The sequence below is a fragment of the Burkholderia sp. KCJ3K979 genome (genome assembly GCF_016759955.1).
GTDB lineage: Bacteria > Pseudomonadota > Gammaproteobacteria > Burkholderiales > Burkholderiaceae > Burkholderia > Burkholderia orbicola.
The window spans coordinates 20,509-45,249 of the sequence record NZ_JACFYV010000018.1; the positions used below are offsets into that span (position 1 = coordinate 20,509).

Consider the following 24,741-nt stretch of genomic DNA (forward strand, 5'->3'; position numbering starts at 1 on the left):
ATCCCTAGAATCCTCTTCATGGATCGCGCCGGGACTGGCCTGGCGCCCACGCCGAGACCCAGAACATGAAACAGACAGAGACACAGCAGCAGGCCGCGTTCGACTATCACGAGTTTCCGACCCCCGGGAAAATCTCGGTCGTGGCGAGCAAGCCGCTGGTGACCCAGCGCGATCTGGCGCTGGCCTATACGCCCGGCGTGGCGAGCGTGTGCGAGTCGATCGCCGCCGATCCGCTGCAGGCGCACCGCTTCACGAGCCGCGGCAACCTGGTCGGCGTGATCACGAACGGCACCGCCGTGCTCGGTCTCGGCAACATCGGCCCGCTCGCATCGAAGCCGGTCATGGAAGGCAAGGCCGTCCTGTTCAAGAAGTTCGCCGGGATCGACGTGTTCGACATCGAGATCAACGAGACCGACCCGGACAAGCTGGTCGACATCATTGCCGGCCTCGAACCGACGTTCGGCGGCATCAACCTCGAGGACATCAAGGCGCCGGAATGCTTCACCGTCGAGCAGAAGCTGCGCGAACGCATGAAGATTCCCGTCTTCCACGACGATCAGCACGGCACGGCCATTACCGTGTCCGCCGCGTTCATCAACGGGCTGAAGGTCGTCGGGAAGTCCATCAAGGAAGTGAAGGTCGTGACGTCGGGCGCCGGTGCGGCCGCGCTGGCGTGTCTGGACCTGCTGGTCGACCTCGGGCTGCCGGTGGAAAACGTCTGGGTGACCGACATCGAAGGCGTCGTCTATCGCGGCCGTACCACGTTGATGGACCCGGCCAAGTCGCGCTTCGCGCAGGAAACCGACGCGCGCAAGCTTGCCGAAGTGATCGGTGGCGCGGATGTGTTCCTCGGCCTGTCGGTCGGCGGCATCCTTACGGCGGAGATGCTGAAGGCAATGGCAGCACGCCCGCTGATTCTCGCGCTGGCCAACCCGACGCCGGAAATCTTCCCGGAACTGGCGCATGAGACGCGCGACGACGTCGTGATCGCGACGGGCCGCTCGGACTACCCGAACCAGGTCAACAACGTCCTCTGTTTCCCGTACATTTTCCGCGGCGCGCTCGATGTGGGCGCGACGACGATCACGCGCGAGATGGAAATTGCCGCGGTGCACGCGATCGCGGGGCTGGCCGAGGAAGAGCAGAACGAAGTCGTCGCGGCGGCCTACGGTGCATACGACGTGTCGTTCGGCGCGCAATACCTGATTCCGAAGCCGTTCGACCCGCGCCTGATCGTGCGGATCGCGCCGGCCGTGGCGAAGGCGGCGATGGAAGGCGGCGTGGCGACGCGTCCGCTCGCGAATCTCGATGCGTACGTCGAGCAGTTGCAGCAATTCGTCTATCACTCGGGCGCGTTCATGAAGCCGCTGTTCGCGACTGCCCGCCAGCTCGTGCGTGACGGCGGCAAGGCGCGGATCGTGTTCACCGAAGGCGAGGATGAGCGCGTGCTGCGGGCGGTGCAGGTGATCGTCGACGAGAAGCTGGCGCGTCCGATTCTGGTCGGGCGCCCGGAGGTGCTGCTGGCGCGCATCGAGCGGTTCGGCCTGCGTTTGCGACTCGGTCAGGACGTCGAAGTGACCAATCCGGAATATGACGAGCGCTTCCCGCAGTACTGGACGAAGTATTGGGAACTGCGCTGCCGCGACGGCATTTCGAAGGAAATGGCGCGCGTGGAAATGCGTCGGCGCCTAACGTTGATCGGCGCGATGATGGTGCAGCTCGGCGACGCGGACGGGATGATCTGCGGGACGGTGGGCGAGTATCACAATCACCTGCGGTTCGTGGACGAAGTGATCGGCAAGAAGCCGGGGGCCTCGACTTACGCGGCGATGAACATCCTGTTGCTCGATCAGCGGACGGTCGCGCTGGTGGATACGCACGTGAACGACAACCCCGATGCGGAGCAGATCGCGGAATTCACGATCGCGGCGGCGCGGCAGATGGAATGGCTGAACCTGACGCCGAAGGTGGCGCTGCTGTCGCGGTCGAATTTCGGGTCGGGGAGTGCGGCTTCGGGCGTGAAGATGCGCCGGGCGCTGGAGATCGTGCGCGAGCAGGCGCCGGATATCGAGGCGGATGGCGAGATGCATGGCGACTGTGCGCTCGATGAAGGGCTGCGCGCGAAACTGCTGCCGATGTCGCCGTTGAAGGGGGCCGCGAACTTGCTGGTTTGTCCGAATGTGGATGCGGGGAATATCGCTTACAACCTGCTCAAGACCGAGGCGGGGAGTAATGTGGCGGTGGGGCCTTTCCTGTTGGGTGTTAATGCGCCGGTGAATATTCTTACTTCCAGTGCGACCGTGCGGCGGATCGTGAATATGGCTGCGTTGACGGTGATCGAGGCGAATCGGGGTGTGGCGGGCTGATTGACGTTTGCGAATCGGGCTGACGGTCGATCGTCAGCCCGATTCGGCCATTAGTGCATTGCCAAGGGGACATGTTTGACTGTGCGGTTGGATTGCTGCGCCGGTGCTTGATACATATCTCTGGATGTGGACATGCATTGCTGTTCCATTCATCGATTGATGGATCGGAGCGAGCGGAATGCACAATGCGATGTTCTGAACTTGGCTCTCGCAGTGGCGGCTATTCGATTTGAGTTAGCGATTTTCGACCGGTAGCCTAGTGCGCAAATCCAGCAGATGAATACTTAGTAAAACGGCATTGGCCATCATCTCTTGAACACGTTCTATTTCAGCTTGGAGTAGTAACATCAGTTCGTCTAGATCGATACGCTGTCCATTGTCGGGATTTTCCCATTTCCTATTTTTCGCCAGAGTAATCAATAGGCAACCTGATCGACTGTTTTCCGGGGCCATGTACTTTTTCACGAGTTGATTGTAGATGGTGTCGCGCAAATCTTTAGCGGACCTTCCGTCTCCAAGTTTTAACTCTATTATTGCTTCATGATCTGATGTGGTTGAGCGTAAACGAATATCTGTCTCCTTCTCATCCGCTGTAACAGCCTCCTGATCGATTTTGTATATCCCGTTAGCAGCATAACTCAGCTCTCGCGCGATCTCCCGGCGCATCACTTTTTCATCTGAGATGCCCGCCCATGCCTCTCTTGGCGAAGTGTCGCGCAGCAGAAGGTCGTCGAGATCCGACAAGCGATCTTTCAAAACGGCGAACATCGCTTCGTTCGTCGACGCAGGGGCTTCGCCTGTCTTATCAAGCGAAATTGCCTGCATATCATTAAACGCAACGGAGTCTATCTCTTGTGCCCAATGCTCCTCTGCGACGGAGATAATCCGATCCCTGAAATGCGCGCACAGGGGATCGTTGGACATTTCGAGTTTCGCTGCCCATCCGTCTTCTCCTTTGGCGTCCAATAGTGCTCCGACGATCTCGTTTCGCGCACGCTCGGCATGATCTCGAACGTCGGGCGAGTAGCTACCCTCGTGTGTAGCATCGTCATTTGGCCGAACATGGTGATACGAGAGACGAAGTAGCCGCAAGAGCAAGCTTGGAGTGAAAACCTCGTCTCGCAAGCTAATCGAATCAATGCGGTCTCCGAATAGTACGCTAAACCACGTAACAGCCTCTGAATGCGGTCCCGGCTCGATTGTGCGCAAGCGATTTTCCAGTTCCGCTACCCCAATTTCTGGATCTATCCGTATGACTGTCGCCAACCAGACGAAATTGAATTGAATTGGCAAATCATTCTGCAATCTCTGCCGTGCGATGGAAAAAAGCTGCATGCGCATCTTCTCGTCGCCTCGTTGCAGGATTACACCGATCACCTGGCGTAGTCTTTGGACGGCTGCTGTGCTTTCATGATCGTCAGTCAAACAATCGCCTCGCTCTTCCAACCAAGACATCAGTCGTGGAAGGTAAAGACGGGAAGACTGTGCGTAGCTGATGCTTTGTAGTAGCAGGGATTGAGCCCCCTTTGCTTTGGGGCTCAACTCCCAGGTGAGCTCTTGGCCGATTATGGTGTCTACTGCATGCGAATGGGCGTCGATAAGGCTATCTAGCCATGCGGGTAAGCCATTAATTTCGACGAGCGCAAATCGCGCAGCGAGCCTAGCTTCCTCTTCGGTAAGTTGTCGGGCCCAACCCGGATCCTCCGCTTCGGCATAAATTGCGGCGAGCCCGAGCTGCCACCGAACAAGATACGTGTTGCGTTGGTCTGCTGGTCGCTCGCTTGCACATGTCGGAGACTCTGCGCGCCAGATATTCATCAAGATACGGCGTAAGCGATCTGCTGTTTCCTTGCCGAAATGTTCTTCGATAAGACGTCGATTCCACCCGGACTCTTGACCGGCTGCTCCATCTCGGCTCATCGCTCGCCAAAGATTCCAGGCTGTGTTCCAACTACGTTCATCCGAGAAAGCGCTTTCCGGATTCTGGGAAACCTCGCGCCAGAAAAGGATCCAACTCGCGCGGTTTTTTGCTGCCGTTCGGTCACGTTGCCTTTTCCGCTCAATACTCCGCGCCTCCATGCGCTCCAGTTCCTTGTTATTCTTTGGCAGTTTTCTGCGCTCGGCAATTACGTCGAGAAGTTCTGTTTGGTCTGAAACTAGTTGCTCCAGTTCTGAAAGATGGTGCTGCCATTGTCCTTCGTCTGGCGAAAGGCGCAGCGCAGCCTGCAAAACCAAGGCACGGTCAGCCGTCGAACGTTCGATGTTGGCAAGAGTCATTTTTATCCACGGCAAGTCTCTGGCGACTGTCAATCTAACGCTGCTATCGTGATATATGATTTCTACCAGACGGTTCCACGGATCCGTGATAACGCGAAGCGACTGAATAAGTTTGTCTGTAGCCCAAAACAGCTTCTCATTGTCTTGAGCCTCAAAAAGATTAAGATGATTCAGAAGGGCTTTATGGGATTCATCGCTGCTATGTGCTTGATCGTGGAGGCGCGTGGAAAGAACGCACGCATCTAGCCACTGCTCGTCTTTGTTTGTACCTATTCCACGCACACAAACCGATGCAAGTACGTCGCTGAGATTTTCTCGGTTGCTAATCAGGTGCGGCCACTCCTTGTGCCAACTGAGTCCGTCAGACACAAGTTCAACCAGTCCGTCACGGAGTGACACAAGTTGTGACTGGTTGAGTTGGGCATTCTCAATCAGTCGTGACAACTGCGGGCTCAAGTCGTTGATGTCGCGCTTACCCTGCGTCAACCTCGCCAATGTCTTGCATAGTTGATCAATGGAAATATCGCGTGGGAACAGTCGAACGATTGCCGCGCGTGCGATCTTATCCGGCCAAGTTTCAACGTCGTTAGCGACGGCGTGAGCGATTTCCGGCAGCCGTGGTTCCTCGAGTGCCACCATCGCGTCGAGCGCGATTATCCGCTCTGTCGAGTCAGCGTTCGGATCACACGCACATCGGTAAGCCACGTCGGCACATTGGACGAGCCGCCCCGCTTCAATAAGATAGAGCAGTGTCAGCCTCACATCAGGATTCTCGACCCCTTGGCTCCATATTTGGGTAACCTCACTCGCGAGTTCTGGCGATGCAAAGCGATGAATCTGAATATGGGGAACCTGCCGTCCCCGCCAGCCGCCTTTGCCATAACGCTCGACATACGCCCGGAGTGCTTGAATACGCTGCATTGGGGTGAGCGTTTCGGGATCTCCTTCGTTGAGTAAGACAGCGGGATCGTTATCGCGCAATATCTCGAATATTGCGTCGTCCCCGAGCGCAAGCCAGCCGGCGACGGGCCGCTTCGATGGACGGACAATTACCTTGCCCCTGGTCTCCGCAAACAGTAGCCGTTTCAAGGCACGGAGAGGCATTCCCGCCTCACGAAGCTCGCGAAGGCGTTGCGCTGCTAGATATTCGGCGACGGAGCGATGATGAAAACGCACACGACCATAAGATGCAAAACCAAACAATGGTCTCTCGAGAAGGGCCTTTCGCTCGCTGGGACTCCAGTCAGGAAGAATGATCGAAGGGTTGAGCGCTGCTTCATTGTGGATATCATCAGAGGCAGCGTTGTGTCTCACTGTCAGACGTCGGGTCATAAGCATCGCCAAGGCGAGCCGGCTAGCGCCCACCATCGCTTTTTCCACAGACAGTTCCGCAGGTTCAGGCCGGTCATCTCTGGGTTGCAATTTGATCCGCACATTTGCAGCAACTTGATCGTAATGAGTTCGAATGCGCTTATGCTCACGCCAGTCACAACATAGTTCGATCAGATCTTGTGGGCGTCGTGCAAATTCTTGTGCGTTTCGCCGACGCAAGTCTTCCAATAAGATGTCTGGGTTTGTGACTCCCTGGTCGCACGCAAATTTCACAATTTGCGCATCAGAAAGTGGCATAAGTGCAACTGTCCGCCATTCTGGAGCCTTCTCGGCTCTATTGTTTTTCTGTTCGACCCGCATTGCAATCATCGCAAACTCATCTTCACTCGGTTTCGCAGTGGATGTCGGAGGAATTGGTAGCAAGCTGCGAACGAGATCGCTGTCAAATGCGACAGGGCGTGTCGTGATGACTATTCGGGCGCGCCCCAAGTTGCCAGCGATGCCTTTCTTAAAGCGTTTTAACGCACGTTCAAATGACCCTAGACTCAGTTGTAGTTCGTCTATCGAGTCCAAGAAAAAAGTCGCGACATCCGATTGAGACGAAAGCCAAGTGTTGAGCCGATTCTCTTCTTCATCATCCAGTAGGGTGCGCAGTTCGCTGGTTGCAAGGTTCGCCAGCTCAACAAAAAAGGTAGGCTCCCCAGCCGCCGATAGATGTTGAGCTTGGGCACGACACTCATAGGTCTTGCCGGCCCCGGCCTCCGATATTAGCAACACACGCCACGACTGCAAAAGATCGTTCCACGATAATCCTCGTGACCAACCCAAACTCGTCAAGAACGGTTGCTTGTCGGCGTCGGTGATTTTCCCCTCAGGGATATTCTGAAAAATTCGTTCGATCATATGCCACTTAGGTTATTCGATTGGCGATGCGTATGAGGCCCTGCCGCTTCATGGAATTCGTAGTATTTGTGCCGTTGCCAACATACCCGTCGCATATTTCTGTTCAGCAAAGTGTACTCGCTCGGGCATGCTGATCGCTAATCTCTGTTCGCTGATCTCAAAGGTCGATATTGGACGAGCGCGATGACGCTGGCTGTGGTCGACGACTATCTCAACGCGATACGGGAGTGTCTTCGCCCCCCTCCCGCATCGAAGGCGTCCGCGTGGCGAATTCGCAGGTTTTTGCGAGCAAACGGCGTTTGTACGAAGAGGCGCTGTACGGCATTGCACCTGGTACGCCGCCCGACATGTTTTTCACGAATCGGGCAGGGTTGCGCGGCCTCTATCTCGGAGGACACACGACCTTCCCGGCGTGTGGCGCCCCACGGCCATGCTTTCTCAGAAATCCAGGCAGAGAAGCGGCGACGCAGGGCACGCGCGGGAATCCGTGATCGGCGGGTTGGGTGACCGTGGGCAGCGTCCGAAACCGCGTTGAACTCATGTCTCCTGCTCCTCCCCCCATTTAATGACCAAACCGCAAGACCTAGTGCATAGATATCGTTTGCCGAGCCCTTAATGACTATCGACAATCGTGGCTCGAATTCCCCGCCGCGGCGCCAGAAGCGCCTTGGCGGCCGGCACTCGGCGGCTATTCCGGCCGCCCACGCCTTCCAGCACACGACGACATGTACGCGTTCACGCCCTCATTCCAAAACCCTGCCGGCTCGCCGATCCGCGAGTTGTTCAAGTACCTGTCCGAACCGGGCATGATTTCCTTCGCGGGCGGCTATCCGGCGAGCGACCTGTTCGACGTCGACGGCCTGAACGCGGCCGCCGAACGCGCGTACGCACAGCCCGTCCGCTGTCTGCAATACGGCCCGACCGACGGCCTCGCCGAGCTGAAGCAGCAACTGATCGCGCTGATGGCGCGTCGCGGCGTCGGGTGCACGCCGGCCGAACTGCTCATCACGACCGGTTCGCAGCAAGGCCTCGACCTGCTGCTGCGCGTAATGGTGTCGCCCGGCGACGTCGTGCTGACCGAACAGCCGGCGTACCCGGCCACGCTGCAGGCGATGCGGTTGCAACAGGCGCGCATCGTGACGATTCCGGTCGACGGCGAAGGCCTCGACGTCGATCGCCTCGCAGCGCAACTCGCGTCCGGCGCGATCGCGCAGCCGAAGCTGCTCTACACGGTCCCGACCTTCGCGAACCCGACGGGTGCGACGCTCACGCGCGAACGCCGGCTGAAGCTGCTGCGTCTCGCGGTGCAATACCGTTTCCTGATCGTCGAGGACGATCCGTACGGCGACCTGCGTTTCGCCGGCGAAGCCGTGCCGTCGATGCTCGCGCTGGCCGGCGAGGTGGACGGCGCGCGCGACTGGCTCGTGCATTTCGCGAGCCTGTCGAAGATCGTCGCGCCGGGGCTGCGCGTGGGCTGGACGATCGCACCGGCCGAGATCACGCGGCGCTGCGTGATCGCGAAGCAGACGGTCGATCTGTGCAGCACGCCGTGGACGCAGGCCACCGCCGCCGAATATCTGGCCGACGGTGCGCTCGAACGTCATCTGCCGCGCATCACGGCCGCGTACCGACGCAAATGCGACGCGATGTGCGACGCGCTGCGTGACGGGTTCGGCGACGCGATCGAATTCCATCGTCCCGAAGGCGGAATGTTCGTGTGGGCGCGGCTCGGCGCGGTATCGTCGGACGTGCTGCTGCAACAGGCGATCGCCAACAAGATCGTGTTCGTGCCCGGCAAGGCGTTCTTCGCGGACAACGTCGACGCGGCGTCGCTGCGCCTATCGTTCGCCGCGCCGGACGTCGATGCGATCCGGGAAGGCGTCGCGCGCCTCGTGCGCGCGTATGGTGCGGCGCTGGCCGCGTGAGGAGACATCAGCGTGAATATCACCGTCAACGAAACGGCATCGATGGGGGCGGCGGCGAGCGCCGCCTATAAGCAGCCGGCGAAGCATCGCTCGTCGCAGATCAGCGCCGGGCCGCAATATGTGGCCGACGTGCTCGGCCGCTTCGGCGCGGAGCCGGCGCCCGATGCAGGCGATGCGGCGCCGGTCGTGCTCGGCTACAACTGACCGGCACAATGGCGGCGACGCATCCCATGCGAGCCGTCGCCGAAACAAACGGTTAAGCTGGCGCGATCGAAACACCGACGATCGCCGCCGCCCCATGTCCGACTCGACCACCGACTTGACCTCCGAATCGCTCGCGCAAACCTACGACCGCCTGTGGTCCTGCCTCGAATCCGGCGTCAGCGTGCAGCGCTCGCCGTTCACGATGCTGCAGGCGGCCACGCTCGGCCTCGATGGTGCACCGAAGGTTCGGACGGTCGTGTTGCGCCAGGTGAACCGCGTCGAGCGCGTGCTGTCGTTTCATACCGATGCACGTTCGGCGAAGGTCGCGGAGTTGCGTCGCGATCCGCGTCTCTCGATCGTCGCCAACGATCTCGACGCGCTCGTGCAGATTCGTGCGGAAGGCGTTGCGTCGATCTGCGACGACGAAGCGCAACGGCGCGCGATCTGGGAAGCGAGCCGCCCGCATACGCTGCTGCTGTATCGTGCGCCGCTGCCGCCCGGCACGCCGGTCGTATCGCCGGAAGCCGCGCATCTTGACAGCACCGCACGCACCGCCGACGGCTACGAAAACTTCTGCCTGATCCACATGACGGTCACGCGCATCGACTGGCTCGAACTCGCGCGCGCCGGCCATCGTCGCGCGGTATTCGAACTGAACGAACGCGGCTACGAAGCCCGCTGGATTGCCCCCTGACGCTGGCCCAGCGCACCCAATCCGCTCAAGGCCGCCCGTCCGACGCGGCCTGGATCATCCACGCGCGCATCACCGCGATCGCATCGTCGTCGCGGCGCTCGGCCGGATACACGAGATAGAACCCCATCGACAGCGGAAACGCGAAGTCGAACGGCTTGCACAGCCGTCCGGCGGCGATGTCGCGCTCGACGAGCGGCTCGGTCGCGAGCGCGATGCCCTGGCCGGCGACGGCCGCATCGATCGCGAGCGACGTCTGGTTGAAGCGCAGCCCCTTGTGCGGATCGACGTCGACCGGTGCGGGCATCGCCGCGAGGAACTCGGGCCACAGATCGTGCGCGTCGTGCAGCAGCACCTGCCCGGCGAGCGCGCGCGGCGAAGCCGGCGCGGTCAGCACCGACGGGCTGCACACTGCGCACACGTCGAGCGGGAACAGCGCATGGGTGGCGAGATGCTTGCCGAACGGCGGCTTGCCATAGCGGATCGCCAGATCGACGCCATCGTGGCGGAACGTCGCGATCTGCGGATCGGCGATCACGCGCACGTCGTAGTCGGGGTGTGCTTCGGTGAACTGCGCGAGCCGCGGGATCAGCCACTTCGACGCGAACGACGGCGTCGTGCTGATCGTCAGCGCGGCGCGTCGTTTGACGAGCTTGTCGGTGGCGTCGGCGATCGCATGCAGCGCGCGCTGCACGTCGGAGAAATACGCGGCGCCGTCGTGCGTGAGCGCGAGGCCGCGCGGCAGGCGCTCGAACAGCTTCAGGCCGAGCACGTCCTCGAGGTGGCGCACCTGCTGCGCGACGGCGCCCTGCGTGACGCCGATCTCGTCGGCGGCGGCGCGGAAATTGAGGTGCCGCGCGGATACTTCGAACGCGCGAAGCGCATTCAATGGCGGCAGACGGGAAGGGCGTGGCGGCATCGTCAGGCTGTAGAAAAACTATCGGCTGGCGGCAGAAATACTGGTTCGACAGCCGGAATCGATGCGCCTACATTACCACCATGGCGCGCCGAATGGCGGCTGCGCGGCGGCAGAATCGGAACGAGGAGCACATCGTGACTGTAGAAAAAGTGGCGTTGATCACGGCGGCGGGCAAGGGCATGGGCGCGGCGATCGCGCGCGAACTGGCGGCGACGGGCTATCGCGTCGCGCTGATGTCGCCGTCGGGCAGCGCGGTGGCGCTTGGCGAGGAACTGGGCGGTTTCGGCATCCAGGGCTCGGTGACTGAAGAAGCCGATATCGACAAGCTCGTGCAGGAAACGATCGCGCGCTACGGGCGGATCGACGCGGTCGTGAACAACACCGGCCATCCGCCGAAGGGCGAGCTGCTGGCGATCACCGACGACAACTGGCACGCAGGGCTCGACCTGATTCTGCTGAACGTGGTGCGCGTGATGCGTCGCGTGACGCCGATCTTCCAGAAGCAGGGCGGCGGCGCGGTGGTGAACATCTCGAGCTTCGCGGCGGACGCGCCGGAGCAGCCGATGCCCGTGTCGTCGGCGCTGCGCGCGGCGTTGAGCGCATGGACGCGCCTGTACGCGGAACGCTATGCGGCCGAGAACATCCGGATGAACGCGGTGCTGCCGGGCTTCATCGACAGCTGGCCGGAAACGCCGGAGATCGTCGCGCGCATTCCGGCCGGGCGCTTCGGCAAGACCGGCGAGATCGCGAAGACGGTCGCGTTCCTGCTGTCGGACGGCGCGGGCTACATCACCGGGCAGAACATTCGCGTCGACGGCGCGATCGTCAAGGCGCTCTGAGCGCCGCATCGGCGAGCGGCCATACAGGCGTGGCCGCTCACCACGCAACAGCTACAAACGCGTACAAATCAGACAAATCCGGGATACATCAGACCTTTCGAATAGGCGACGCCGCGTGACGAGGGCGCGCCTGATTGAAAGCTTGGGCGCGATTCCGCGCGCGGCATGTTCACTTTCCACTTCACGAAAGGAGATGCCGAACGATGTCTTCCACACCGTTTTCCCCGATGCGTCGCCACCTGCTGGCCACTTCCGTGGCCGCCGGGGTGTCGGCGATGCTGCCCACCGCGCTGCATGCGGCCACCGGCGCGAGCGGCATACGCTCGTTTACCGCACACATTCCCGATGAAGCCGTGGCCGACCTGCGCCGTCGCATTGCCGCGACGCGCTGGCCGGGCCGCGAGACCGTCGCCGACGAATCGCAGGGCGTGCGGCTCGCGCGCATGCAGGCGCTGCTGCGCTACTGGGGCACCGACTACGACTGGCGCAAGGGCGAGGCGCGCCTGAACGGTTTCCCGATGTTCATCACGGAAATCGACGGGCTCGACATTCATTTCATTCACGTGCGGTCGCGGCACGAGAACGCGATGCCGATGATCATGACGCACGGCTGGCCCGGTTCGATCTTCGAGCTGCTGAAGGCGATCGGCCCGCTCACCGACCCGACCGCGCACGGCGCGAGCGCGGACGATGCGTTCCACGTCGTCGTGCCGTCGCTGCCGGGCTTCGGCTTCTCGGGCCGGCCAACGAAGACCGGCTGGGGCTCCGATCACATCGCGCGAGCGTGGGGCGAGCTGATGGCGCGGCTCGGCTATACGCGTTTCGTGTCGCAGGGCGGCGACTGCGGCTCGGTGATCTCGCACCGGATGGCGATGCAGCGCGTGCAGGGGCTGGTCGGGATTCACGTGAACATGCCGGCGACGGTGCCGCCGGAGATCGCGACGCTGCTCGCGACCGATGCGCCCGCGCCGGCTTCGCTGTCGCCGAAGGAGAAGGCCGCGTACGAGAAGCTCGCGACGTTCTATCGCGACAACTGCGGCTACTCGGCGATGATGGTCACGCGGCCGCAGACGGTCGGTTATGCGCTGGCGGATTCGCCGTCCGGGCAGGCTGCGTGGATGTACGACAAGATTTCGCAGTGGACTTATAGCGGAGGAGTACCGGAACGCTCGATTCCGCGCGACGAGATCCTCGACGACATTTCGTTGTACTGGCTGACGAACACCGCGACGTCGTCCGCGCAGATCTACTGGGAGGATCACTCGAACAATTTCAACGCGGTGGATATCTCGTTGCCGGCGGCGATCACGGTGTTTCCGGGCGAGATTTATCAGGCACCGCGCAGTTGGGCCGAGCGCAGTTATCACAACCTGATCTACTTCAACGAAGTCGACAAGGGCGGGCACTTCGCGGCATGGGAGGAGCCGGAATTGTTTGCGCGTGAAGTGCGTGCCGGGTTCCGGCCGTTGCGGCGCGTGTAAGCAGGGGGGCGCGACGAATGCGGGCCGGCCTGTTGCGCGGCTCGCGTTCGTTTTCAGGTCACCGCCTGCAACGCCTGCGCAAACCGCTTGTCCGCCAGATACGCGACGTTGAAGCGGCAATACTTCGACGGACGATCGGCCTGCGGCGAGAACACCGCCCCGGGCGCGAGGATCACGCCGCGCTCCAGCAGCGCCTGCGCGAGCAACATCGAATCCGGCCAGCCGGGCAGCGCGGCCCACAGATACAGGTTCTGCTCGCACGGCCGATAGACCTCCGCGCCGAGACGGCCGAGCGCATCGAGCGCGGTGCCGGTCGCGCGCCGCAGCTTCTCCTGCAGATGATTCGTATGCCTGAGAAAATGGCCATCGCTGACGATCGCATCGAGCGTGCGTTCGCAGTATTCCGAGGTGCTGACGTGCGTCAGCATCTTCACGTCGGCGAGATCGCTGGCAAGCGCCGCATTGCACGCGAGAAACCCGACACGCAGCGCGGCCGACACCGATTTCGAAAAACTGCCGATATAAATGGTGCGGCGCAACTGGTCGAGCGTCGCGATGCGCGTGAGCGAGCGCGGCCGCAGGTCGGCCAGCGCATCGTCCTCGACGATGATCAGGTCGTGCGCGTCGGCGAGTTGCAGGATACGGTGCGCCTTGGCCGCACTCGTATCGGTTGCGGTCGGGTTGTGACCGACCGATTGCGTGAAGAACAGCTTCGGCCGGTACGCGGCGATGTGCTCGGCCAGCTTCGTGACGTCGGGCCCGTCGATCTCGCGCGGCACGCCGACGATGTTCGCGCCGCTCAGTTTCAACTTGCCGAACAGCGGGTAGTAGCCGGGATCGTCGACGAGCACGGTGTCGCCGGGGCGCACGAAATAGCGCAGCACGAGGTCCATCGCCTGGTTCGCGCCGTGCGTGAGCACGATCTGCGCGGGCGGCGCCTCGATCTCGTAGCCGGCAAGCTTCTGCTGCAGCGACTGGCGCAGCGGCAGGTAGCCGAAGCGGCTGCCGTAGCGGAACAGCGACGCGGCGCTCGTGCGCATGATGCGCTGCTGGTACTGGTTCAGCCGCGTTTCCTCGAGCCACTCGATCGGCGGGAAGCCTTCGCCGAGATTGAGCACGTCGGGCTTCGCGTGCAGTTGCTCGCGCATCAGCCACACGATGTCCATCGCGCGGTCGAGCGAGCTCGGCTCGTCGAGCTCGGGCGCGGCCGCCGCGCGTCGCGTGACGAAGAAGCCCGAGCCGCGGCGCGGCTCGATCAGGCCGTCGGCCGCGAGCATCTCGAACGCGCTGATCACGGTGTTCTTCGAGCAGCCGGCTGCCTCAGCGTATTCCCTGATCGACGGCAGTTTCGCGCCGGCCGGCAACACCCCTTCCTCGATCTGTCTGGCGAGATTGTCCGCCATCGCGCCAGACAGGCTGGCTTTTGCACGCTGTTTCATCGGAATCTTCCGTCGGACCGGCCCACTGTCATGGGTACGGTTGAGTGACTGTCTGCGCCGTTTGTACCTTTTCAATGGGTACAGCGTGACTATTATTCGGCTGTCCGCCGCTCGCCGCAAGCACCGACGGGCGACATCGCCACCCGCAACAGTCAATCCATCATGCCGATCGATTCCGCCTTGCCGAACTTCCGCTCGCTGACGCCCGAGCAACGCCTGTCCCACTTGTCCCGTGCCGTCGGGCTCGACGATGCCGAGCACGCGCTGCTCGCCCGACCGGGCGCGCTGCCGCTCGATACCGCGAACGGGATGATCGAGAACGTGATCGGCACGTTCGAGCTGCCGATGGCGGTGGCCGGCTACTTCCGGATCAACGATCGGGACGTGATCGTGCCGATGGCCGTCGAGGAGCCGTCGATCGTGGCGGCCGCATCGTACATGGCGAAGCTTTCCCGCGCGGCGGGCGGCTTCCGCACGTCGAGCAGCGGCCCGCTGATGCGTGCGCAGGTCCAGGTGGTCGGCGTCGACGATCCGTATGGCGCGCGGCTCGCGATCCTGCGTCATGCGGCCGAACTGATCGCCCTCGCGAACAGTCGCGACAAGGTGCTGGTCGGCCTCGGCGGCGGCTGCCGCGACATCGAGGTTCATGTGTTCCCCGACACGCCGCGCGGCGCGATGATCGTCGCGCACCTGATCGTCGACGTGCGCGACGCGATGGGCGCGAACACGGTCAACACGATGGCCGAGGCCGTCGCGACGCGCATCGAGGCGATTACCGGCGGCCAGGTACGGTTGCGGATACTGTCCAACCTCGCCGACCTGCGGTTGGCGCGCGCAGAGGTACGGTACTCGGCCGCGACGCTCGCGACCGACGATTACGCCGGCGAAGCGGTGATCGACCGCGTGATCGACGCATACGTGTTCGCGGCGACCGATCCGTACCGCGCGGCGACCCACAACAAGGGCATCATGAACGGCATCGATCCGGTGGTGGTCGCGACCGGCAACGACTGGCGCGCGGTCGAGGCCGGCGCGCATGCGTACGCGAGCCGCAGCGGCCGCTATACGTCGCTGACGACGTGGGAGAAGGCCGCGAACGGCGACCTCGTCGGCACGATCGAGATGCCGATGCCGGTCGGGCTCGTCGGCGGCGCGACGAAGACGCATCCGCTCGCGCGCCTCGCTTTGAAGATCATGAACGTGACGTCCGCGCAGGAACTCGGCGAAATTGCGGTCGCGGTCGGGCTTGCGCAGAATCTCGGGGCGCTGCGTGCGCTTGCGACCGAAGGGATCCAGCGCGGCCACATGGCGCTGCATGCGCGCAACATCGCCGTCGCGGCCGGCGCGACCGGCGCCGACATCGACCGGATCGCGCAGCGGATGGTCGCGGCGAAGGACGTGCGTACCGATTTCGCCGTCGAGCTGCTCGCGGGCCGCAGCGGCGGCTGACGCGCGGCTGCGCGCCGCGTGATCGATGCGGCGTGCAGTCCGCGCCGCGCCGGCCCGGCCGGCGACATATCAAACCAGGAGGAGACACATGGAACAGACCGGTTCAAGCGCCGTCGCACCCGCGCCGCATCGCACCCGGCCGTTGGCCGGCGCCGATGCGGCGGCCACGACGCTCGTCGAGGTATGGGGCGACACGGTGGCGACGAAGCATCTCGCGTGGTCGGTGCTGCTCGGCATCGCGATCAGCCTCGGCGCGTTCGAGATCGGCCGCATCGCGCTCGCATCGTTCGTGCACGACGCGGCGATCGCACGCGCTTATGCGATGCTGATCGGCCTCGGCGGCTGCCTGCTGGCTGGCATGATCTGCGCGGTGCTGTTCAAGCCGAAGCGCACGGTGGTCGAACATGCGGCGGGCAGCGCCGAGCGCGACGACGCGTTGCGGCAACTCGCCGAAGCTTCGGGCGGGATCGGCGCGCCGAGCGACCTGTCGGCCAGCGCGCGCGCCGAGATGGAGGAACTCGGGCTGCTCGACCTGTTCGCGTCGTACGACGCGTCGACCGGGCGCGCACGCGCGGGAGGCCGCTGATGGATGCACTGCTGCAGGCGTTGCCGGCCGCGTTCGCGATGGGGCTGCTCGGCGCGATCGTGTTCTCCGGCATCGGGCTGATCTCCGGCACCGACGAAACGACGACGATCGCGCCGCTCACGTTGCTCGTCGCGCTGCTCGGCGTGCCGCCGGCCGGCGTGTTCACGTTTTTCCTCGCGGGCGCGGTGGCCAAGCACATCACGCATGCGATCCCGACCGCGCTGCTCGGCATTCCCGGCGACACGATGGCCGCGCCGCTGCTGCAACAGGCGACGCTGCTGCGCGCGCTCGGCGTGCCGCACATCGCGCTGCGCAAGATGATCTCCGGTGCGATCGTCGCCGCGTTCGTCGCGCTGCCCCTCGCGGTGCTGTTCGCGTCGTTGCTCGCGCCGTTCGGCGCGGCGATCGCGAAGGCCGCGCCGTGGGTGTTCCTCGCGGCGGCCGTCGGCATCGCATACTGCTCGGCGGGGCGTTGGGCGTCGGTGCTGCTGCTGGTGCCGTTCGTGATGCTGGTGGTCGGGCTGCAGGCGCTCACGGGTCATTACGGCGTGAAGCTGAGCGTCAGCTACTTCCTCGGGATCGCGATCGGCCCGCTGGTGGCCGACCTGTTCTCGATCCTGTCGCCGGCCGAGCGGCGGCGCATGCGCCGCGACGGGCCGTCGACGTTCGTGCTCGCGCCCGACGTGAAAAGCTGGCGCGGCTATTTCCCCAATCCGCTGAAGGTACTCGACCGCGAGCAGGTCGCGTGGACGGTCGGCACGGCGGCCGTGTCGAGCGCGACGTTCGTGTTCAGCCCGGTCGCGATGACGGTGCTGATGGGCGAGATCGTCGGCGCGCGCGTGCGTCATGCGTACCAGCGCCTGACGACCGTGATCGCCGCACGTAACGGCGTGACCGAGGCCACCTATATCGCCGAGGCACTGATTCCGCTGATCGCGTTCGGGCTGCCGCTGAGCCCGGTGGCCGCCGGCCCGGCCGCGCCGCTGTTCAATGCGCCGCCGCGCTTCACGGTCGACGCGGCGAGCGGGCAGATCCACAACCTGCATACGCTGATGAGCTGGCCCGAGTTCCTCGGCTACGGGCTGCTGTCGATCGTGCTGGCCGCGCTGATCGCGTATCCGCTCGCAATGCACCACGCGCACCGCGCGGCGGCGTTCGTCGCGCGCAAGCTGAGCCACGAAGCGATCATCGCGACCTTCGCTGGGTTGATCGTCGTGATCGGCGTGTGGGAAGGGCAACTGCTCGGGCTCGCCGTGATCGTGACGATCGGCCTGTTCGGCGGGATGCTGTCGCGCCTGTTCGCGTTCAACACCGGCGTGCAGTTCATGGGCTATTACGTCGCGGTGCTCAGCGTGCCCGCGATCGCCAGGCTGTTCTGACTCGCCGGCGCACGGGGCCGCGAGTGCCGCGCGGCCGTGCCGAAGTGTCGTTTTCCCCTCCATTTTTGAATCGCTGTGTGTCGTGTTCGCACACGGATACGTTGAGATACAAAGCGTCCGGACGGTTCGGATATAAAACCGGTGAAGCGATTCACACGGCGGCGCGGTGCCATGCGCTGCCGCCGCGAATGGCGAGAACCGATTGCCCGCGCGTGCCGCGGGCCCTTTCCTTAGCGATCGACAATGGAGAACGAGTCATGCCTGATACCGTGAACACCCGCCGCCGCCTGATCCTGGGCTCGACGCTGGCGAGCCTGAGCCTGGCCGACCTCGGCTTCAGCGCACTCGCGCAGGCCCAGTCGGCGCCCGATGCATCCGCGGCGAAGCGCCCGGCCGGCGTCGCGTCGCTGGGCACGATCCACCAGATCGACGCGGGCGTGCTGAATGTCGGGTATGCGGATCTCGGCCCGAAGAACGGCCCCGTCGTGTTCCTGCTGCACGGCTGGCCGTACGACATCTACAGCTACGCGGACGTCGCGCCGCTGCTCGTCGCGGCCGGCTATCGCGTGATCGTGCCGTACCTGCGCGGCTACGGCTCGACGACGTTCCGCTCGGCCGACACGGTGCGCAACGGCCAGCAGGCGGTGACGGCCGTCGACATCGTCGCGCTGATGGACGCGCTGAAGATCGACCGCGCGGTGTTCGGCGGCTACGACTGGGGCGCGCGCACGGCCGACGTCATCGCGGCGCTGTGGCCGCAGCGCGTGAAGGCGCTGGTGTCGGTGAGCGGCTACCTGATCGGCAGCCAGGCGGCGAACGCCAAACCGTTGCCGCCGCAGGCCGAATTCCAGTGGTGGTATCAGTTCTACTTCACGACCGAGCGCGGTGAACTCGGCTATACGCAGAACCGCGATGCGTTCAACAAGCTGATCTGGCAGCTCGCGTCGCCGAAGTGGCAGTTCTCCGACGAAACCTATGCGCGCTCGGCCGCATCGTTCCGGAATCCCGATCACGTGGCCGTCGTGATCCACAACTATCGCTGGCGTCTCGGGCTCGCGAAGGGCGAAGCGCAATACGACGACATCGAGCGGCGTCTCGCGGCGGGGCCTGCGATCACCGTGCCGACGATCACGATGGAAGGCGACGCGAACGGCGCGCCGCATCCGGAGCCGGCCGCGTACGCGAAGAAGTTCACCGGCAAGTATCAGCACCGGACCATCACCGGCGGCATCGGCCACAACCTGCCGCAGGAAGCGCCGCAGGCTTTCGCCGATGCGGTCCTGCAAGTGGAGCATCTGTGATGCGGGCCCGTGTAGGGCTGGGGCCGCACGGTGTGCGTCGTGCGCTCGTCGCGGGTGTGCTGCTGGCCGGCGCGTGGTCGGCGAGCGGGCCGGCCGCGTTCGCGGAACAGCCGAAACCGGCCGCGGCCGCGTCGCCGATCTACGGCGTGACGATTCCGCCCGGCTACCGGAAGTGGGAGATGGTCGCGCCGGCCGAAGAGGCCGCCCCGCTCGACGAGCTGCGCGTGGTGCTCGGCAACCCGGTCGCGATCCGCGCGCTCGAACAGGCGACGCTGCCGTTTCCGGACGGCACGATCCTGGTGAAGCTCGCATACAAGCGCAAGCAGTCCGACGAGTTCGCGCCCGCGACGGTGCCCGGCCAGGCGACGACCGTGCAGGTGATGGTGAAGGATTCACGCCGTTACGCAGCGACGGGCGGCTGGGGATTCGGGCGCTTCGTCAATGGCGTGCCGGCCGACATCGGCCAGCATCAGACGTGCTTTGCGTGCCATCAGGCGCGGGTAAAGAATCACGACTACGTGTTCACGCGGCTCGCGCCGTGACGTGACACGGCGGTGTGAAGGCGAAGGAAAAGGCGTGCCCTGCGAGGCACGCCTTTTTTCGTGGTGCGTAGCGCGAGGCGAAACGAATCCCCTCGGCAAACGGGTTTGTATCGCTCTGTATCTGCGGCCGCTTCTGAAAAACTGGCATGCGGAAAGCCCGATTTCGGAAACATGCCGGATACGTGCGCGGGTTCTACTGTCGACATGCAGCAAACGTTCGGTGCCAGACGTTCGCACCGGATGCCTAAGTGATCGACCACCCAACTTCGTTCAAGGAGAAATCTCATGAAAGCCGCTCGAATCCTCGCCGTTGCCGTTCTCGCCGTCGCACCCGCACTGTCGTTCGCCGATACCGGCCACGGCCTCACGCGTGCCGAAGTGCGCGCCGACCTCATCCGTCTCGAGAAGGCCGGCTACAACCCGGCCGGCAGCGAAGCGCATTACCCGGACGACATCGCCGCCGCAGAGCATGCCGTCGCGGCTGCCGAGCAGGTCGCGCGTTCCGACCAGAACGGCCCGTCGAAGTCGCAAGACGACAACGTGGCCGATGCGTCGACGCCGGCCGGCCATCGCGATGCCGCGCCGTCGCGTGCCGCACGCAACGCCGCCGACGACCTGTACGCGCATTCGTGATCTCGCGGCGCGCCTGCCGCATGCAGGCGCGATCGCTCAGACAGCACTTCACTTCAACGACACGATTAAGAAAGGAGCATGACGATGGCCGGTTTGATGAAACGCGCTCTGGTATCCGCCGCGATGATCGGCGGACTGTTCGGTGCGGTCGCGGCGCAGGCCGCGCCGAAGGAAGACCTGAAGGGCACCAACGTCGTGCTCGTGCATGGCGCGTTCGCCGACGGGTCGAGCTGGAATCGCGTGATTCCGCTGCTCGAGGCGCGCGGCCTGCACGTCGTGTCGGTGCAGAATCCGCTGAGCTCGCTCGCCGACGATGCGGCCGCGACGAAGCGCACGATCGATGAACAGAAGGGACCGGTCGTGCTGGTCGGCCATTCGTGGGCCGGCGTCGTGATCAGCGATGCGGGCAACGACGACAAGGTGAAGTCGCTCGTATACGTCGCGGCGTTCGCGCCCGACAACGGCCAGTCGATCGCGGACGTCACGCAGGGGCTGCCGGCGCCGTCATGGGCCGGCGAGCTGCGCAAGGACGCGGGCGGTTTCGCGCGGCTGTCGGACAAGGCGATCGCGCAGGATTTCGCGCCGGATCTGCCGCCCACGCAGCAGCGCCTCGTTGCCGCGACCCAGGGGCCGTGGTATGGCGGGTGCATCTCGGAGAAGGTCACGCAGGCGGCGTGGCATGCGAAGCCGTCGACGTTCGTGGTCGCGACGCAGGACCGGATGATCGACCCGAAGCTGCAGGAGGCAATGGCGAAGCGGATCGGCGCGACGGTCACGCGCGTGAATGCCAGCCACGTCGCGATGCTGAGCCAGCCGAAGGCCGTGGCCGACGCGATCATTGCTGCCGCCGAGCGCGCAAAGCAGGATACGCAGTGACCGAATGCGGCGCCGCGCTGTCGTGAGGCGGTGCGGCGCCGCGCGTGATCGTGATGTCTTTTCACCAGGAGAAGTCATGACCGAACTCTGGCAACTGTCGGCAACCGAGCTCGCGAAACGCGTGCGGCAGCGCGACGTATCGGCGCGCGAAGTGGCGGACGCGGTGCTCGATCGTCTCGATGCCGTGAATCCGGCGATCAACGCGGTGGTCGAACATCGTCCCGACGACGTGCGGCGGCAGGCCGACGAAGTCGATCGTGCGATCGCGCGCGGCGAGGATCCGGGGCCGCTCGCGGGCGTCCCCGTCACTGTGAAGATCAACGTCGATCAGGCCGGCTTTGCGACGACCAACGGCACGCGCCTGCAGGAAAACCTGATCGCGCATGCTGACAGCCCGGTGGTCGCGAACATCCGCAAGGCCGGCGGGGTGCTGCTCGGCCGTACCAATTCGCCGACGTTCGCACTGCGCTGGTTCACGTCGAATCGCGTGCATGGCCATACGCGCAACCCGCGCAATCGGTCGCTGACGCCGGGCGGATCGAGCGGCGGCGCGGCGGCGGCCGTGGCGGCCGGAATCGGCCCGCTCGCGGTCGGCACCGACATCGGCGGCTCGGTGCGCTACCCGGCGTATGCGTGCGGCGTGCACGGGATTCGGCCGTCGCTCGGCCGCGTGCCGGCGTTCAATGCGTCGTCGCCGGAGCGGGCGATCGGCGCGCAACTGATGTCGGCGGCTGGGCCGATCGCGCGCACGATCGACGATCTCTCGCTCGCGCTGCGGGCGTTCTCCGTGCCGGACCCGCGCGATCCGTGGCACGTCGCGGTGCCGTTCGACGGGCCCGAGGTGGCGAAGCGCGCGGCGCTGTGCGTGCGTCCGCGCGGCCTGGCGGTCGTGCCCGAAGTCGAGGCCGCGTTGCGCGATGCCGCGCGCCGGCTCGTCGATGCCGGCTGGACCGTCGACGAGATCGACGATACGCCGCCGATGCGCGAGGCTGCGCTGCTGCAGGAGCAGCTTTGGCTCGGCGACGGGTTCGACGCGCTGGCGAATGCCGCGGAGCAAGACGGCGATCCGGGTGCGGCCGCGGTGATCGCCGCCGTGCGCGGCAAGGTGCGCGATCTGCCGGCGGATGTGATCAGCCGGGCGCTGGTCCGGCGCACGACGTTGACGCGGCAATGGCGGCTGTTTCTAGATGAATATCCGGTGCTGTTGCTGCCCGTTTCATCGGAACTGCCGTTTCCCGACGATCTCGATCGACAAGGGCCGGAAGGGTTCGATCGCGTGTGGGAAGCGCAGCTCACGTTGCGCGCGCTGCCCGCGATGGGGCTGCCGGGGTTGGCCGTGACGACGTCGATAGTGAACGGCGTGCCGGTGGGCGTGCAAGTGGTCGCCACGCATCATCGCGAGGATCTGTGTCTGCTTGCCGGGCGCGACATCGAGGCGCGTGGGGCACCGGTTGTGCCGGTCGACCCGGTGGTATGACATCCTGAAGAACCCATGCATCGGCGAGGCTCGGTGGCTTCGCCGGCGCATTTCGGATTCCATGACGATGCACCGAATGCCGCGCTGATCGTTCTTCCCATTCCTTTCAAACCCCTTCGATGCACGCCATCGAACGGTCATTGTCTTCCATTCCCAACCCGCCATCAACCGCGCACCGATAGCGCGCGTCTGCTATTGCATTCCCCGCGGCGCTGATTAGGAAATGAATTTTTATTGGTTCTGCTTCCCCGGCCGCACTCGCATAGTGGCGCTGACGGCTATAGACAGCACGCAAGCTGCAACAGCCGCATTCCCGGTGTCTTTGTTCATACGAATCTGAGAATACAAGGAAGTGTCATGACGGTTGAACTGCAAGAACGAACCGCTGCGCAACAGGCGCTCGAAGACGCGCGCGCGGCGGCCCTGGCGGCCGGCAAGCCCTACGCGGGCGGCGTTGCGCCGGAAACCGCGTGGGCGTTGTTTTCGGCGGGCGACGCCGTGCTGGTGGACGTGCGCACGACCGAGGAACGGAAATTCGTCGGCTACGTGCCGGAGTCGCTGCACGTGCCGTGGGCGACCGGTACGAGCCTGACGCGCAACCCGCGCTTCGTGCGCGAACTGGAAGCGAAGACCGGCAAGGACGCGGTCGTGCTGCTGTTGTGCCGCAGCGGCAACCGTTCGGCGCAGGCGGCCGAGGCCGCGGCGAAGGGCGGTTTCACGCAGGTTTTCAATGTGCTCGAAGGCTTCGAGGGCGACCTCGACGAGCGGCAGCATCGCGGCGGCCAGAACGGCTGGCGTTTCCGCGGCCTGCCTTGGGCGCAGGATTGATTCACGGCGGTTACGGGGAGAAAGCAGCATGGCCGCATTCGATATCGACGACATCGTTCAATCGCTGCAGACGGTGCGTCGCGCATGGCGCGAAAAGCAGCGGCGTTCGCTCGAACCCGGCGGGCGCGATTTGCCGGCGCGCGAAGCGCTCGCGCAGATCGTCGGCGCACTGAAAGGCGTGCTGTTCCCGATGCGGCTCGGGCCGCCCGACCTGCGGCAGGAGAGCGAGAACTTCCACGTGGCCCACGCGCTCGACGCGGCGCTGAATGCGTTGCTCACGCAGGTGACGCTCGAATTGCGCTACGCGGCGCGTCACCGCAATGCCGACGGGCCGGCAGACAACCTCGACGAAGTCGCGTCGAAGGCCGTGCAGGCATTCGCCGCGCGCTTGCCGGAGATTCGCCGGCTGCTCGACAGCGACGTGCTGGCCGCGTTCCACGGCGATCCGGCGGCCGGCAGCGTCGACGAGGTGCTGCTGTGCTATCCGGGCATCCTCGCGATGATTCATCACCGGCTCGCGCACGAACTGTACGGGCTCGGCCTGCCGCTGCTCGCGCGGATCATCGCCGAGCAGGCGCATGCGGAAACGGGCATCGACATTCATCCGGGCGCGCGCATCGGCGCGGGCTTCTTCATCGATCACGGCACGGGCGTCGTGATCGGCGAGACGGCGATCATCGGCGAGCGCGTGCGCGTGTACCAGGCCGTCACGCTCGGCGCGAAGCGCTTCCCGCGGGATGCGGCCGGCCATCTGGAGAAAGGGCTCGCACGCCATCCGATCGTCGAGGACGACGTGGTGATCTATGCGGGCGCAACGATCCTCGGCCGCGTGACGATCGGGCGCGGCGCGGTGATCGGCGGCAACGTGTGGCTCACGCAGGACGTGCCGGCCGGCGAAAACGTCACGCAGGCCGTGCTGCGCAGCGAAGCGAACGCCGCGCCGCGCACGGCGGCGCGCGTCGCCTAGGAGGCGCGATGAGCGACCTCATCCATCACTTCGGTGCCACCGTGCGCAAGCTGCGCGAAGCGCGCACGTGGTCGCAGGAGCAACTGGCCGAGCATGCCGGGCTGAACCGCTCGTACGTCGGCGAGATCGAGCGCGGCGAGGCGATCGCGTCGATCGTCACGGCCGACAAGATCGCGCGCGCATTCGACGTGTCGATCTCGACGCTGCTGCCGGGCGCGTACGTCACCTGAGGCCGCTCGCACCGTTTCCCCTTTCGGGTGCATGACCTGACGGCTATAGCATGTTGAGCCGGCAGGGGCGTGCTTCCGATAATCACCCAGCGTCATA

General features: G+C 64.4%; 20 protein-coding genes. 17 read left to right on the forward strand and 3 right to left on the reverse strand.

Annotated features, from left to right (window positions below):
• Positions 1-65 precede the first annotated feature (65 nt).
• Positions 66-2,366 carry an NADP-dependent malic enzyme gene (locus tag H3O04_RS06930; protein WP_023475384.1) on the forward strand — a complete coding sequence of 767 codons (2,301 nt, stop codon included), beginning with the start codon at positions 66-68 and terminating at the stop codon, positions 2,364-2,366.
• 234 nt (positions 2,367-2,600) lie between these two features.
• On the opposite strand, the gene H3O04_RS06935 is transcribed toward H3O04_RS06930, so the two are convergent.
• Entirely contained in the window at positions 2,601-6,878 is a 4,278-nt protein-coding gene (locus H3O04_RS06935; RefSeq protein WP_202587397.1) for an NACHT domain-containing protein, read from the reverse strand.
• 725 nt (positions 6,879-7,603) lie between these two features.
• Here H3O04_RS06935 and H3O04_RS06940 point away from each other — a divergent pair.
• From H3O04_RS06940 to H3O04_RS06950, 3 genes are all read left to right on the forward strand, one after another.
• Positions 7,604-8,803 (forward strand): aminotransferase-like domain-containing protein, encoded by a 1,200-nt coding sequence (locus tag H3O04_RS06940; RefSeq protein WP_023475385.1) that lies wholly within the window; start codon positions 7,604-7,606, stop codon positions 8,801-8,803.
• 12 nt (positions 8,804-8,815) lie between these two features.
• A complete protein-coding gene (locus H3O04_RS06945) occupies positions 8,816-9,007 on the forward strand; it encodes a hypothetical protein (RefSeq protein ID WP_027810831.1) in 192 nt (63 codons plus the stop codon).
• Positions 9,008-9,101: 94 nt separating this feature from the next.
• The gene (locus H3O04_RS06950) at positions 9,102-9,701 is read left to right on the forward strand and encodes a pyridoxamine 5'-phosphate oxidase family protein (protein WP_202587398.1); all 600 of its coding nucleotides are present in this window, start codon (positions 9,102-9,104) and stop codon (positions 9,699-9,701) included.
• A gap of 25 nt (positions 9,702-9,726) precedes the next feature.
• On the opposite strand, the gene gcvA is transcribed toward H3O04_RS06950, so the two are convergent.
• Positions 9,727-10,617, reverse strand: a complete 891-nt coding sequence (gene gcvA / locus H3O04_RS06955) for a transcriptional regulator GcvA (protein ID WP_023475388.1) — start codon at positions 10,615-10,617, stop codon at positions 9,727-9,729.
• A 134-nt stretch (positions 10,618-10,751) separates the two neighbouring features.
• Between gcvA and H3O04_RS06960 the strand changes: the two genes are divergently transcribed.
• Positions 10,752-11,456: an SDR family oxidoreductase gene (locus tag H3O04_RS06960; protein ID WP_012338750.1), complete on the forward strand. Its 705-nt coding sequence runs from the start codon at positions 10,752-10,754 to the stop codon at positions 11,454-11,456.
• 203 nt (positions 11,457-11,659) lie between these two features.
• A complete protein-coding gene (locus H3O04_RS06965) occupies positions 11,660-12,937 on the forward strand; it encodes an epoxide hydrolase family protein (protein WP_023475391.1) in 1,278 nt (425 codons plus the stop codon).
• A gap of 53 nt (positions 12,938-12,990) precedes the next feature.
• Here the strand turns inward: H3O04_RS06965 and H3O04_RS06970 are convergent, their stop codons facing one another.
• Positions 12,991-14,376 carry an aminotransferase-like domain-containing protein gene (locus H3O04_RS06970; protein WP_202587399.1) on the reverse strand — a complete coding sequence of 462 codons (1,386 nt, stop codon included), beginning with the start codon at positions 14,374-14,376 and terminating at the stop codon, positions 12,991-12,993.
• A gap of 162 nt (positions 14,377-14,538) precedes the next feature.
• Between H3O04_RS06970 and H3O04_RS06975 the strand changes: the two genes are divergently transcribed.
• The 11 genes from H3O04_RS06975 to H3O04_RS07025 all read left to right on the forward strand — a co-directional run bounded on the left by H3O04_RS06975 (position 14,539) and on the right by H3O04_RS07025 (position 24,644).
• Positions 14,539-15,825: a hydroxymethylglutaryl-CoA reductase, degradative gene (locus tag H3O04_RS06975; RefSeq protein WP_202587400.1), complete on the forward strand. Its 1,287-nt coding sequence runs from the start codon at positions 14,539-14,541 to the stop codon at positions 15,823-15,825.
• An 88-nt stretch (positions 15,826-15,913) separates the two neighbouring features.
• The gene (locus H3O04_RS06980) at positions 15,914-16,411 is read left to right on the forward strand and encodes a hypothetical protein (RefSeq protein ID WP_202587401.1); all 498 of its coding nucleotides are present in this window, start codon (positions 15,914-15,916) and stop codon (positions 16,409-16,411) included.
• Positions 16,411-17,790, forward strand: coding sequence for a tripartite tricarboxylate transporter permease (locus H3O04_RS06985; protein WP_202587402.1), 1,380 nt, complete (start codon positions 16,411-16,413; stop codon positions 17,788-17,790). The genes H3O04_RS06980 and H3O04_RS06985 overlap by 1 nt, the downstream gene beginning before the upstream one ends.
• A 257-nt stretch (positions 17,791-18,047) precedes the next feature.
• Positions 18,048-19,091: an alpha/beta fold hydrolase gene (locus H3O04_RS06990; RefSeq protein ID WP_124632506.1), complete on the forward strand. Its 1,044-nt coding sequence runs from the start codon at positions 18,048-18,050 to the stop codon at positions 19,089-19,091.
• Positions 19,091-19,633 carry a cytochrome P460 family protein gene (locus tag H3O04_RS06995; protein WP_011694552.1) on the forward strand — a complete coding sequence of 181 codons (543 nt, stop codon included), beginning with the start codon at positions 19,091-19,093 and terminating at the stop codon, positions 19,631-19,633. The genes H3O04_RS06990 and H3O04_RS06995 overlap by 1 nt, the downstream gene beginning before the upstream one ends.
• A 285-nt stretch (positions 19,634-19,918) precedes the next feature.
• The gene (locus H3O04_RS07000; protein WP_027808810.1) at positions 19,919-20,266 is read left to right on the forward strand and encodes a DUF4148 domain-containing protein; all 348 of its coding nucleotides are present in this window, start codon (positions 19,919-19,921) and stop codon (positions 20,264-20,266) included.
• Between the two features lie 84 nt (positions 20,267-20,350).
• Positions 20,351-21,142, forward strand: coding sequence for an alpha/beta fold hydrolase (locus tag H3O04_RS07005; RefSeq protein ID WP_202587403.1), 792 nt, complete (start codon positions 20,351-20,353; stop codon positions 21,140-21,142).
• Positions 21,143-21,218: 76 nt separating this feature from the next.
• Positions 21,219-22,619 carry an amidase family protein gene (locus tag H3O04_RS07010; RefSeq protein WP_202587404.1) on the forward strand — a complete coding sequence of 467 codons (1,401 nt, stop codon included), beginning with the start codon at positions 21,219-21,221 and terminating at the stop codon, positions 22,617-22,619.
• A gap of 357 nt (positions 22,620-22,976) precedes the next feature.
• Positions 22,977-23,447 carry a rhodanese-like domain-containing protein gene (locus tag H3O04_RS07015; protein ID WP_006479763.1) on the forward strand — a complete coding sequence of 157 codons (471 nt, stop codon included), beginning with the start codon at positions 22,977-22,979 and terminating at the stop codon, positions 23,445-23,447.
• A gap of 28 nt (positions 23,448-23,475) precedes the next feature.
• On the forward strand, positions 23,476-24,414 hold the full coding sequence (gene epsC / locus H3O04_RS07020) for a serine O-acetyltransferase EpsC (protein ID WP_011694557.1): 939 nt from the start codon (positions 23,476-23,478) through the stop codon (positions 24,412-24,414).
• Positions 24,415-24,422: 8 nt separating this feature from the next.
• Positions 24,423-24,644, forward strand: coding sequence for a helix-turn-helix domain-containing protein (locus tag H3O04_RS07025; RefSeq protein WP_006484517.1), 222 nt, complete (start codon positions 24,423-24,425; stop codon positions 24,642-24,644).
• The last annotated feature ends 97 nt before the right edge of the window (positions 24,645-24,741 follow it).